Source organism: Pseudoalteromonas gelatinilytica (genome assembly GCF_001641615.1).
GTDB classification, from domain to species: domain Bacteria; phylum Pseudomonadota; class Gammaproteobacteria; order Enterobacterales; family Alteromonadaceae; genus Pseudoalteromonas; species Pseudoalteromonas gelatinilytica.
Genome location: NZ_LRRU01000020.1, coordinates 448439 through 461285 on the forward strand (window position 1 = coordinate 448439; position 12847 = coordinate 461285).

General features: G+C 40.4%; 11 protein-coding genes. 3 read left to right on the forward strand and 8 right to left on the reverse strand.

The window, feature by feature from the left end:
* The first annotated feature begins 8 nt into the window (after positions 1-8).
* Positions 9-1331 carry a Na+/H+ antiporter family protein gene (locus NH153_RS15060; protein ID WP_063705267.1) on the forward strand — a complete coding sequence of 441 codons (1323 nt, stop codon included), beginning with the start codon at positions 9-11 and terminating at the stop codon, positions 1329-1331.
* 39 nt (positions 1332-1370) lie between these two features.
* Here NH153_RS15060 and NH153_RS15065 read toward each other — a convergent pair whose 3' ends face one another.
* A complete protein-coding gene (locus NH153_RS15065; protein WP_063705269.1) occupies positions 1371-3344 on the reverse strand; it encodes a response regulator in 1974 nt (657 codons plus the stop codon).
* A 171-nt stretch (positions 3345-3515) separates the two neighbouring features.
* Here NH153_RS15065 and NH153_RS15070 point away from each other — a divergent pair, with 171 nt between their 5' ends.
* Complete coding sequence (locus NH153_RS15070) at positions 3516-4421, forward strand: gluconeogenesis factor YvcK family protein (protein WP_063705271.1); 906 nt, start codon at positions 3516-3518, stop codon at positions 4419-4421.
* On the opposite strand, the gene NH153_RS15075 is transcribed toward NH153_RS15070, so the two are convergent.
* Positions 4386-4718 (reverse strand): Hpt domain-containing protein, encoded by a 333-nt coding sequence (locus tag NH153_RS15075; protein ID WP_063705273.1) that lies wholly within the window; start codon positions 4716-4718, stop codon positions 4386-4388. The two genes, NH153_RS15070 and NH153_RS15075, sit on opposite strands and share 36 nt — an antisense overlap.
* Positions 4719-4738: 20 nt before the next feature.
* Here NH153_RS15075 and NH153_RS15080 point away from each other — a divergent pair, with 20 nt between their 5' ends.
* Positions 4739-5773 carry a glycosyltransferase family 4 protein gene (locus tag NH153_RS15080; protein ID WP_063705275.1) on the forward strand — a complete coding sequence of 345 codons (1035 nt, stop codon included), beginning with the start codon at positions 4739-4741 and terminating at the stop codon, positions 5771-5773.
* Here the strand turns inward: NH153_RS15080 and NH153_RS15085 are convergent.
* The 6 genes from NH153_RS15085 to NH153_RS15110 form a co-directional block, all read right to left on the reverse strand.
* Positions 5742-7208, reverse strand: coding sequence for a sigma-54-dependent transcriptional regulator (locus NH153_RS15085; RefSeq protein WP_063705277.1), 1467 nt, complete (start codon positions 7206-7208; stop codon positions 5742-5744). The genes NH153_RS15080 and NH153_RS15085 overlap by 32 nt on opposite strands.
* A gap of 103 nt (positions 7209-7311) precedes the next feature.
* Positions 7312-8769, reverse strand: coding sequence for a SpoIIE family protein phosphatase (locus NH153_RS15090; protein ID WP_063705279.1), 1458 nt, complete (start codon positions 8767-8769; stop codon positions 7312-7314).
* Between the two features lie 8 nt (positions 8770-8777).
* Positions 8778-9476 carry an AAA family ATPase gene (locus tag NH153_RS15095; protein ID WP_063705281.1) on the reverse strand — a complete coding sequence of 233 codons (699 nt, stop codon included), beginning with the start codon at positions 9474-9476 and terminating at the stop codon, positions 8778-8780.
* Positions 9473-11539, reverse strand: a complete 2067-nt coding sequence (locus NH153_RS15100; RefSeq protein ID WP_063705283.1) for an SLBB domain-containing protein — start codon at positions 11537-11539, stop codon at positions 9473-9475. The genes NH153_RS15095 and NH153_RS15100 overlap by 4 nt, the downstream gene beginning before the upstream one ends.
* A 1-nt stretch (position 11540) precedes the next feature.
* Positions 11541-12398: an OmpA family protein gene (locus NH153_RS15105; RefSeq protein ID WP_063705285.1), complete on the reverse strand. Its 858-nt coding sequence runs from the start codon at positions 12396-12398 to the stop codon at positions 11541-11543.
* Between the two features lie 8 nt (positions 12399-12406).
* On the reverse strand, positions 12407-12727 hold the full coding sequence (locus NH153_RS15110; protein ID WP_063705287.1) for an STAS domain-containing protein: 321 nt from the start codon (positions 12725-12727) through the stop codon (positions 12407-12409).
* Positions 12728-12847: the final 120 nt, after the last annotated feature.

Here is a 12847-nt window from a genome sequence, read left to right on the forward strand (position 1 = left end):
AGAACAATATGAATGCAGTAATTGTCGGCGTTATGTTGATGCTGATCCTGACACTTTGTCGTATTAATGTCATTGTGGCGATGACCGTGAGCGCGATTGTTGCGGGTTTAACCGCAGGCCTTGGTTTATCACAAACCGTTAATGCATTTAATGATGGCTTATCGGGCGGCGCAGAAATAGCACTGAGCTATGCGATGTTAGGTGCGTTTGCGGTGGCTATTTCTAAGTCGGGCTTAACGCGTATATTAGCGTCTAAATTGCTTAAACAGGTTAACGACAACAGACACAAAGGCGAAACAACCTTAAGTTATTTCATATTAAGTATCATTTTACTGTGTGCGATTTCCTCACAAAATTTGATACCCGTACATATTGCGTTTATCCCTATTCTTATTCCGCCCCTTCTTGTGGTGTTTAATAAGTTACGTCTCGATAGACGTGCCATTGCGTGTATCTTAACTTTTGGCTTAGCCACCTCATATATGGTGCTGCCTTATGGTTTTGGTGGCATTTACTTGTACTCAATCTTACATAAAAACCTCACTGAAAATGGTTTAGAGATTGTAAATACGCAGGTACCACTGGCGATGATCATTCCTGCTTTAGGCATGGTGTTTGGTCTATTGGTTGCTGTTTTTATCAGTTACAGAAAACGCCGTAGTTACGAGCCGCATAGCCTGACAGAGCAGCAACAAGACGTTGTCATTGAACAACCAAAGAAAGTACTCGCAGTGGGTATTACTGCCGTGCTTTGCTCTTTAGTCGCACAAAATATTAGTGGCTCTATGATCCTTGGGGGTCTTGTTGGGGTGGCTATATTTACTTTATTTGGTGTTGTAAAACTTGAGCAAAATGGTGATGTGTTTAGTAAAGGCATCGCTATGATGGCGATGATTGGCTTTATTATGATTTCTGCGCAAGGCTTTGCTTCAGTGATGAAAGCAACGGGAGATGTCGCTTCATTAGTTAGCTCTGCCGCAGGGTTGATTGAGGGAAACAAGCCCCTCGCCGCTGCGTTAATTTTACTCGTTGGGCTATTGATCACCATGGGCATTGGTAGCTCGTTTTCGACAGTGCCAATTATAGCCACCTTGTTTGTACCACTTTGTATGGAGCTTAACTTTTCAGTAATGGCCACAGCTGCACTGGTTGGCACTGCGGGTGCGCTAGGTGATGCAGGCTCCCCTGCCTCTGACTCAACACTTGGCCCAACATCTGGCCTAAATGCTGATGGTCAACACGACCATATTTGGGATTCTGTGGTACCTACTTTCATCCATTTTAATATTCCGCTACTTATTGCAGGCTGGATTGCAGCAATGGTGTTGTAAAGCAGAGTTACATATTTAAAAGCCCCATTTGGGGCTTTTTTATTGGCTAAACAAAATACGTAATGCACGATTTAAATCATGAAAGCGAATGGGTTTTGTCAGTACTTTGTTCATACCTGCGTCGAGGCAAGTCGCTTTATCTTGATGTGAAGCATTCGCTGTTAAGGCCACAATTGGCAGACTCATTTGCAACTCATTGCGAATGTATTTGGTTGCGGTAATGCCGTCCATCACCGGCATCATCATATCCATCAGAACTAAATCAAAGTTTTGTTGCTGTACTTTATCTATGGCTTGTTGGCCATTATCTGCAAGGGTGACATGGTGATTGAGCTTTTCTAAAAATGCTTTAATTAATACTTGGTTAGTTTTGTTATCTTCGGTGACAAGAATAGACATGGGTTCAAGTGATTGCTCATGCTCAATGGCTTGCTGATCATCGGCAACAACAGAATATGGAATATAAATGGTAAATTTAGTGCCAATATTGATAGCACTTGCCACTCTTATTTCGCCTTTCATTAAATCGACAAGACTTTTGGTAATGCTAAGCCCAAGGCCAATTCCCTCTACTTGTCGATTAACACCATAATCATGCTGTTTAAAAGCATCATAAATGGTCTCTATTTGAGATTGTGATATCCCCTGCCCAGTATCAGCGACTTCAAATAATAAATGGGTATCATTAAAATCAGCTCTGAAATTGACCGTGCCTACTTTGGTAAATTTAAAGGCGTTATCTAAAATATTAAATAGGATTTGCCCAACCCGAACGCCATCAATGTTTATTTTATTTGGCAAGCCATCTTTTATTTCAGTTGAAAACATCACTTTAGAGCCCTGTGTTGTTTCTTGAAATTGAGCGGTGATGTTTTTAACGAGCGCATTTATATCTGTTGCTTTAACATCAAGTTCCATCGAGCCACTCTCAATTTTCGAAAAATCCAACACATCACTGATCAAATCCAGTAATAAGTCAGAGCTGGAGTTTGCATAATCTAGCCAGCGCGTTTGTTTATCGTTAAGTTCAGAGTCTGCTAATAGTTCGAGCATGCCGACTATCGCATTCATCGGCGTTCTTATTTCATGAGACATCACCGTTAAAAACTGTGACTTTGCAAGGTTTGCTTCTTCAGCTTTTTCTTTGGCTAATTGCAGTGCCTGCTCACGGTCTTTATTGACGGTGATATCTTTGGCTATACCTAAGTAGCCACGAAAATTACCATTTGCATCAAATTGAGGCTTGCCACTGAACGACACCCATGCAGTTGGTGAACAATTTACTTCAAATTCAAAGTCTAGAAACTCAGCTTGCTCAGCAAGTAAATGTTTAAAGTGAGACCACTTTTTTAATTGCTTTTGCTCTTGCTCGGTGATGATAGCATCGAAGTTTTTATGTAAAAAATGGCGTTTATACAAATTACTGTGGCTGGCGGTGGTTAATACATTAATAAACTGCTCTTCTTTGTTGGTACGCCAAAACCATTCACTGGCAAAATCTCTAAACAACTCAGACAGCTCACCAAGGCGTGTTAACAATGACGTAGAATGAAACTTTTGGCGATTAAGCCGCGTTTGATTTGAGAGTTGTAAAGCCACTTGTTGCAGCAAGATCATGATGCCTGTTTCTGATTTATCACTAAATTTCGCTTGCTCTGTGATATCAAAAAACACCATGCACTGGGTTGTGTGATCAGAAATTTCAATTCTAAAAATCAAGGCATTATGCAGTTCAGTATTATTACAAAAAAGCATGTTATCTTCAGAAAACAGCCAAGGTGAAGATGCATGCTGTAACTTGGTTTTTAATAACCCTTCGTCAAACTCAAGATACTTAAGCGTGCGCATCTCAAGTGTCATTTTTAACTCTTCAATATTAATCAAACAAAATTCTTTAAATGAAAAATACGGTAACAGCACTTTTTCAAGTTGCGCTTTCAGTGCCCGGATATCATTGATGCCGTGAAACTGCCTTAGCTCAAGTTGTAATTGTTCTAAGTTGAACTGTGCCATTGCCATTCCTAATTAATATTGCATCGCATAATGCAAATATAGAAAACAGATTTCAGTTTAGCCATTAATTCTTGAAATTAAATTATTAAATTTCATTGTGTTATATAAATTCAAAGACTTGGTACGCGCTATGCTTTTTAGTCAGTAATAGAGTTCAATGAGGTATCAGTCATGAAAATAGTATGCATAGGCGGCGGGCATGGTTTATCCCATATGTTAAGCGCAATCAGACCTCACTGCGCAGAATTAACAGCGATTGTAGCCACGACAGACAACGGGGGCAGTACGGGTAAATTGCGCGAAAGCCAAGATGTGGTTGCACTAGGTGATATTAGGCGTTGTTGTTTGCAACTAGCCGATGACGATTCTTTGGTTCATCAAGTATTTCACCATCGTTTTGAAGGTGGTGAGCTCGATGGCCACAGCCTTGGCAACCTTGCCTTATTAAGTCTGACCCAACAAACCAACTCTGCAACTCAAGCAGTTGCTTGGTTTAATGCCATGCTAGGTAACTCAGAAACAATACTTCCTATGTCTGATGAACCAGCTGATTTATTAGCGGTAATGCCATCGGGTGTAAAAGTTTTTGGTGAATGTGAAATTGATTCACTAGATGCACTGCCTGACTATGTCACCCTCTCGCAAGATGTCAATGCGGCCCCAGGGGTGGTTCAAGCAATTCATAATGCAGACATGCTGATAATTGGTCCAGGTAGCTTAATAACCAGTGTGATGCCAGCCATGTTAGTTGAAGACATTGCTAAAGCGGTGCAAGAAACATCGGCGTGTCGCGTGTTTATTGAAAATATTGCTAAAGAAGCCAGCGTGATTAAATCGCTCGATATGAAACCGGTTGATTGGCTAGAAGGCATGCTCGGATACAGCTTTTGTGATTTAAGTATTTCACTGGATGCATTGAGTGAAATAGTCTCTCATTTTAATGATGTTGTTAAATCACCCAATCAACAGCACGACATTGAGCAATTAAGTAATGTATTTGCTGAAATTTTAAAAATGCCATTAATTTTAGAAACTGAGCGACTAGTGAGTTCCGATCAAGCTTTGCGCATGGGTTAGGGTTTGCGCAAATTGGTCTTGCAGTAATGCAATAAGGCTTTGTAATTCATCATCGTATTGTGATGTTTTCGCTTTTTGCTCGATTTGCTCAGCAAGGCCGCCTACGGCTAATGCACCGTAGCTGCGACTACTGCTTTTTAGGCTATGGGCATTTATTTCGATTTCTGATTGTTTCGTTGCATCAGCAAGATCAGCAACGATTTGGCGGGACTCAGTGATATAAACCTGTAAAAGCTGTTTTGCTAGGTCGTCACCAACATCCTGTTGTAATTGAGCATAGGTCGCTGTATCTATCATGGTCTCACCTTGGAGTGAATATGAAATATAGTGTTATTTTATTTGTAGATTCAAGCTTAATTGGTGGCATCGAAAGCCATTTGATTGCCATGAGTAAGCTATTAGAACGATATAATATTATGAGCTCGGTACTATTTTATCAAGATCATAATAATCGTGAGTTTTATCATCGCTTAGAAAAAGCGAATATCACTTACGGTTTTGCTGGCGGAAATTTAAAAAGCTTGAACGAAATACTAAAAATGTTTCCTCGTTCAGCGTTACTACACACCCATGGGTACAAGGCAAGTATCATGGGGAAGTTGGTGTGTCGCTGGCAAAACCGCCCTTGTATTTCTACCTATCACGCAGGTGAAGCAGGTGTCGGCAAAGTGTATTTTTACAATAAGCTTGATAAGCTTCTGAGCTACTTTTCTTTAAACTTTGCCGTGTCGAACTCGTTGACCAAAGAGCTCTACAATGCGGAGTTACTTGAAAACTTCATCTCAGTGAAAAAACCTACAAAACTAAGAATACTACGTAGCAAACAGGAGATTAATATTGGCTTTGTGGGTCGTTTATCTCATGAAAAAGGGCCTGATATTTTCATTGAAGCGGCTAAACATTCTGCATCAACAAACTTGAACTTTCATATGTTTGGCGATGGGCCTATGGTGAATGAACTTGATTTATCAGCGGTCAATTATCATGGTCAATGTGAACAACAACAAATATGGCAACAACTCGATGTATTGGTGATCTGCTCTCGCGCAGAAGGACTTCCAATGGTGGCATTAGAAGCAATGTCGCATGGGGTGTTAGTGATTGCTGCAGCGGTTGGGCAATTGCCGCATATTATCAATCATTTATCTAATGGATTAATGATGGGCGAAAGCTCGGCTCAGGCACTCCAAAAACAGCTTAAAAACGTTGAAATGCTGAGCACTGAGCAAAAACAATACATGCTTAACAATGCACAAAAATTAATTCAGCAACGCTTTTCAGGTGAACAACAATTTAAACAGCTAGATCGCGTTTATAACACTAGCTTACTTGCATCTCTTCCCAACTTTTGATTTTACGATAAATCGTGGAAGGGCTCACATCTAATAAAGCAGCTGCTTTAGGTATATTGTTATCACAGGCGTCAATTGCTTGTTCGATGTAGCGCTTTTCGACTATCCAAAGTGGTTCTATGTCTGCTTGAGAAAAACCAACTTGTGAAGACACATAGGATGTATTGTTCACACTCGTAGCGAGTTCATTGGTCGAAGATGTGACACTTTGCGTAACAGCTTCTGACTGATTAGACGCTGTAATAGGTGTAGCCGCATGGCTTTGGCTTTGTGCATTTGGCAATGCGGGGATCATATTTGCTTCAATAAACGCTTCATCGTGTAACACAAGGATATTACGAATCGTGTTTTCTAATTGGCGAACATTACCAGGCCAGCCATAACTCAAAAATAAGTTTCTTACTCCTTCAGACATGCCTTTATATGAACGCCCTTCTTCTTTACTTATTTTTTTGAATAATGCGTCCGCTATTTCAATAACATCTTTACCACGTTGTTTTAATGGCGGTAAAGCAATTGGAATAACATGTAAACGGTAATACAAGTCTTCACGGAAACGCCCTTCTTGCACTTCAAGTAATGGGTCTCGATTAGTCGCACACACAAAGCGTACATCTACTTTGACTTCTTTTTCGCTTCCCACTTGTTGGTAACAACCAGTTTGAATAAAGCGCAGTAGCTTACTTTGTAAGTTGATGTCCATTTCACATAGTTCATCTAAAAACAAAGTCCCGCCATCAGCTTGGCCAGCAGCCCCTTCACGATTAGCAATAGCACCAGTAAACGCCCCTTTTAAGTGGCCGAATATTTCACTTTCGATTAAATCTTTTGGGATGGCTGCACAGTTAAGGGCTACAAACGGTTTGTTAGCGCGCGGTGACGCTAAATGTACCGCACGGGCGCACAGCTCTTTACCCGTTCCACTTTCACCAGTAATAAACACAGTGGCTTTACTGGCCGATGCTGATTTTATGATTTGGTAAACAGATTGCATTTCGGATGAACTGCCGATCAGGTCGTAATATTTACCGTTTTCGTAGGTTGTTTGATAGCTTTTAACTGTTTGTTTTAAATCTTTGAGCTTTAATGCGTTGTTTACTGTGATGCGAAAACGATCTGCTTCGATCGGTTTTTCTAAAAAGTCACTGGCACCTAGTTTAATCGCTTTAATGGCCATTTCTTTGGTTGCATGCCCTGTTAGAACAATCACTTGTGGTGCCGTATCTGGGTCTAAAGACGATAAAATATCAAGTCCATTCATATCAGGCAGCATAACATCTAAAATCACTAAGTCAGGTTCAAACTCGTTTAGTGCGCACATAGCTTGCTCACCATTGTAGGCAATGCGAGTTTCAACCCCTGTTGGGATCAAATATGATTGGTACATCAGCGCAAGCGATTCTGTATCTTCAACAATGAGTATTTTAGGTGGCATTACTGACTTCCTTTATTATCGTTTTATGCTGAGATAAAGTGATTATTTAACAGATCCTTACTAGTAGCTTAGTGTGTATTCAGTGGGTTTGTAAACTCAAACTTTAGTGTTTATTGATCACAATTAATGAGGCATCGTCTATTTCAGCCGATAGTTTTACTTGGCTTGCTTGCCAAAGAGCATAGGCAAACTCCTCACTGTGTAAGTTATCATGCGTTAATTTAGCAATGATTTGGTCAACCTCACTCATCTTCTGATTATCAAGCCAGCCATCGGTAAATAATAAAATCTGCGCAACATCACTTAAGTCATAGCGGTAATGCTGGTATTGATGGTCGTCAGAAAGGCCTAACAAAGGATCAGTTCCGCTAAGTTGAAGCAGCTTTCCTTGTGTTGTTATCACGCAAGGGGCTGGGTGACCTGCGTTAAACCAATGAAGCGTGTTATTTTCGATAAAGCCAATTAATAATGTTACTAGGCTGTTTTTACAGAGCCGCTGTTCATAAAGTGCCAGATTCAGTGTCTTTAAAACATCGGTTAATGGAATTTGTGTCGCTAAACAGCCACTTAAAAATCCTTTTATAGCAAAACTTTCTTTGAGGGCTGTTATACCGTGTCCCATCATATCGCCGATAATAACGGGGGTTTGCTGCTGGTGGGGGTACATACAAAAATCCCCGCCATTTTGACTGATGATTGAGCCAAAATTATACGCATTAAACTCGCCTATTTTTTGTTTGGTTTGCATGCGTTCTTCATTAATTAAATACTTTAGTGCTGAAAAACGATGCACAATGCGCTCAATGCTTTGCAGTAAGCGTGTTTTGCTAACTGGTTTTACTAAATAATCATCAACCCCCAATAGGTTTATGCGCTTTATTAGCTCTTCACTGTCATCACCTGTTAGCATCACCACAGATAAATTTGTTTTAAGATTAGATTGATTTAGCTTTTTCAGTATTGGCTCACTGGTACCATTTTTGAGTTTATGATCAAGCAGCAAAATAGTAGCGCCAGAGGTAAGAATTTCTTGCCAGCCTGACTCACTGTCTTCACAGCAAATCACCTGAAAATGTTCAGACAAATAGGCATTAAGCAAGGCTAGCTGGGCTTTATCATCGTCAATGTAGATGAGTGTGGGTCGTTTATCTATATTGGTTAAACAAAATGAAAATATGTTTTGCTGATCGACAGTTTTATAGCTGGCATTAGGAAAGTAGTGCTTTATAAGCGCCACCCCCATGCCCCCTTCAACTAACTCGCCACTATCTATTTGCCACTGATTAGGTTGTTGATTAAATAAGTCATAGCTTGGCATGCTGTCTTTAAATTCAATCAATAGTTGTTTGTCTGCAAGTTTATGCATAGAAAACTGCACAAACCTAGCCGTTTCATCACTATGGCGTAACAGATTAGTGAGGTATTCGGTAGCGACTAACCCTGCTGCATCAATATCTTGATTTTTAACACTGATCGCCGTTAAAACATGCTTTAAAATATGGCGAATTTCGCTGACCGTAGGCCAATCTAAATTAAAAGTCTTTTGATATAAGCAGTCCATTCAGAGTCTCAGTAGGGTAAAAATAACCAACGCTGTTTAATAACTTTGTTTAATAGATACTCTGTCAGTTTAGGCCATTTTGGCTGAAATGCTTTAAGAGTTCTAACGATACGGCTACCTAAAGGTGCAAATTGATGCTGGGCAACAACTATTTTTATCTTAGTTACACCAGCATGTTCTAAATTCGCCATCCCATGACACAAGGCTTCTTCATCGTTATAGCCAAGCGATACCGTTAAAAATGTGAGATCCGTACATAGGCTTAAAGCATGCAGTGGTACATTACCGCGATTACATTTTAACGCCGGGCTCATATCTAAAAAAATATAGTCGTACTCTTGTTTTATCCGTTCAATGGCGTCATTCAGCACATTTTTACTTTTAACTGATTCAAGTTCTCTTAAGTGTTGCATAGTCAGTAAATCAACTTGCTCAGTATTAATGATATTCAACTGACATGAGATATCACTAAAGCACCATGATTCAACTGTGTCTGGTTGTTCAAATTTAAACGGATTGAGTGGGTTTAAATCGATGATTAAAACTTTGGCCGCCTGCAAACTTAAACGTTTTGCAACACTGGCACATAGCGATGTAGACCCTTCATTCCCCGTTAATGAGATAAAGCAGATACAACGCGCTTTAGTGTTATCTATCTCGTTACACACGGCTTCAAGTTCTTGGTATTGCGCTGGTATTAGTTTCATAAGCCCACCACTAAAGCAACAACAGTAATAAAATCTAAGAAGTTTGATTTAAACTGACTCATTAAATCTTGGCCTTTATCTGGTACATAAAGGGTATCGCCAGCGCGTAACACCGGGATATACGCTGAATTAGGGTTCTTTACGAACTCTTCTAAATCAAACACACGAGACTGCTCTTTACAGCATGAGTGATTGACCACCACAATTTTGTCGATAAGCGCTGAGCTCGATGGACCGCCCGCTTCTGCAAGTACATCAAGTACCGTCATGGTGTCATCAAAGCTGTAACGACCTGGCTTTTCAACCGCCCCCATAATACGAACTACTTGCTCTTTCGGTGTACGTAGCCAATCTTTATCTTTTTCTGGAATGTAGATAGTATCTCCCGGTAACACATGCGGGAATAATGTTTCATCACCGGTTTCAAAATACAGTGCAAGGTTTAACTTGCTAACTCTTGCGGTGTTATCATTGCGATGTGTAATACGAATATTACGTAAATCAGCGTTATCTGTAGGGCCATCAGCGGCGGCTAAAATGTCGATAAAGTGCATATTCGTGTTAAATGCATAACGACCTGGTGAGCCCACCTGCCCCATAATATATATTGATTTGCTTGATTCTTGACGGATCCATTGTGATTTATTGTCTGCAGGGTCAACCGGTAACTCTTCAACAATAATGGTGTCGCCAGCCAATAAATTAGGTAAAGCATATTTACCTGAATCATTAATCGTGTATTGCTCTAAATCAAAACGTTTAGTGATTTCGCCGTTTCTGACAATTTTAATGTCATTGATGTTTGCCCCTTTGGTTGGACCGCCGGCATGAGCCAGTAAGTCTGTAAAGTCCATTTCAGGGCTCCACTCATAACGACCCGGCGATAAAATGGCGCCGATAATTTTAATGGCACGCTTAGGGGGAACTTTTAACCAGCTTTTTTCATTTTGATCAGTTTTTTCTGGTACAAAAATCACATCGCCTGGGTTTAGATTCGGCACTTTTACAGCAATGAGCCCTTCACTGTAGCCTTGCAGGTCAAACAGGATGCTTTCGCCGGCTGGCGTTAAGATTTTTATTTGACGCGTTTCGGCAAAGCGAGTTGGCCCACCTGCATTGGCAAGTATGTCTAAGAAGCTGGTGTTATCTGCTGCTTCATAAGCGCCAGGCTTTTGTACTTCACCCATGATATAGACAGTTCTTGATGTGGTATTTACATCATCAACCATAATTGGCACATAGATGGTTGAGCCTGCTTTAAGCTGTGGCATGGTATCGTTATTGGGTTTATCTAAATAAGCTTTTAAATCAAATACAACCGGTGTCTTATCGACAATAACGCGAATTTTCGTCACATCGGCATAGCGTGTTACCCCTTCGGCACGCATCAGAGCATCAAGTACACTCATGTTTTCTTTAAATGAAAAGCTGCCCGGATTGTGTACTTCGCCAAGCAATGTGATAGCACTGTTATCACTTGCGTCACCGGATGCACTTAACGTTTGTGCATCAAAGTCGATTTGCACGTTTCCTAATAGTGGCGACACAGGGACAAATACCGTGTCTGCACTTTGAAGTGTAGGAAGCAAATCAATGTTGCCTGAGTCTAGGTAGGCTTTATAGTTAAACTCAATCATCTCGCCGGCACGGCGAATTTGTAAACGGTCAAGCTGAGCGCCTGGTTTTAATCCACCTGCTCGCGCAATTACCATTTGAATATTGCCATCTTTAGGGATGCTCACTTGCGATGGATCGTTCACATAGCCCATTACATTAATGAAAATATCACGAGAGTGAATTTCAACGTAAAAGTCATCCATCGCCACATACATTTCACTTAATGCTGTGCGTAGTTGGCTTTGCACATCATCAAGCTGTAAGCCTGCTACTTTAAAACGACCTAGCTCAGGTAAGGTAATTGTGCCTTCTTTATCAACTTCAAACGGTTCGCTAAACTCAGCTTCACCTGGTAAATATAAGTAAAGTTTATTACCTACTTCTATTTCTTCAGCGAAAGTCGGTAAGGCGAAAATCAGTAAGCAAAGTAAGATTAACTGTTTCATGTTATTGCTCCTTAGGACCATTTAGGATTTTGGTCCAGCTGGATAATGCATGGCTTTGTTTCGTGCTTTTTTCTTCATTCATGTCGATAATAATCGCTTCAACACGTCTATCAGAATGGCGTTTTGATCGTGAGTCAGGTTCATCACTGTATGGCGTTAAACTACCTTGCGTTAAGGTGGTGATGGTTGCTGGATTCACCCCATAAATGCCAAGCCAGTGTTTCACTGTTTCCGCACGTTTAAGTGCTAACTCGTAGTTATTTTGTTGCTGACCACTTATATCTGCATGACCAACAAGCAGTAAGTCCACTTCATCAACTTGTTTAATTAAGTCAGCCGCTTGTGCTAAACGTGTTAAGTATTTCGGAGTAACCTGAAAATCGTTTAGCGAAAACTGATTATCACTGTTTAAAAGCTCGCTGATTTGATCTTTTAACGACGCCGTCATGGTTGTCTCAGATTGTGTTCCTCCTGCACATTGGCTCATTGCGTTGACGGTCTCAAAGTGCTTAGCAAGCTGATTTAAGCCATGATAATGAATCAATAAGTCATGCTCAGCATCAGACCACATTTGCGCAGCTATAAGGCGTCTAATACGGTTTTCGTAAATTTGCGCTTTAAGTAATTGGGCAGGCATACACTGCTTAATACCTTGTGCTTTTAATAGATCTAACTTTAAAACATGATGTTGAAATTCACTCAATACGACCGTTTCTTGCGTGTCGTAAATCATCTCGTGTTGCTCATCAGTTAGCGGGTAATTTTGATATTTTTCAGCCCAGCCTCCTTGCCCTTCATCAGGCCAAGAAGCACATCCACCAAGCGTGAGCAAAATGACTGTAAATAGTATGTGCTTCATAAATCACCTCACGCGATATCAGCTTGTTCGATAAATGGAATCGTTTTATCAACCCTTAATAGGCTCATTAACTTATGCGGTTGCCCTGAAACATTAAGCAGTGATAGTTTTTGCCCTTTTTTCTCGATACGTTTATATAAAAACACCATGGCACCGATACCAGATGAATCAATGAACTTCGTCGAGGTAAAATCAAGAACCACACTTTGTTGTTTGCCGTGTGCAACTTCTTCAAACTGGTCTTTAAAGCCATCAACGGCAAGACCAGAGAAATCAGTTGGTAGTGAAATTAGTTTGGTTTCGTTTGAGAATGTAGTGTTGTTAGCCATGATCTGCACCTTTGTATAATGGGTTAGTCATAGTAACTAGTACAACTAGAATGCCAGTTTATAAGATGTTGATATTTAATGGTTAAATATCGAGGCGATGCATAATGCAATTAACTTTTT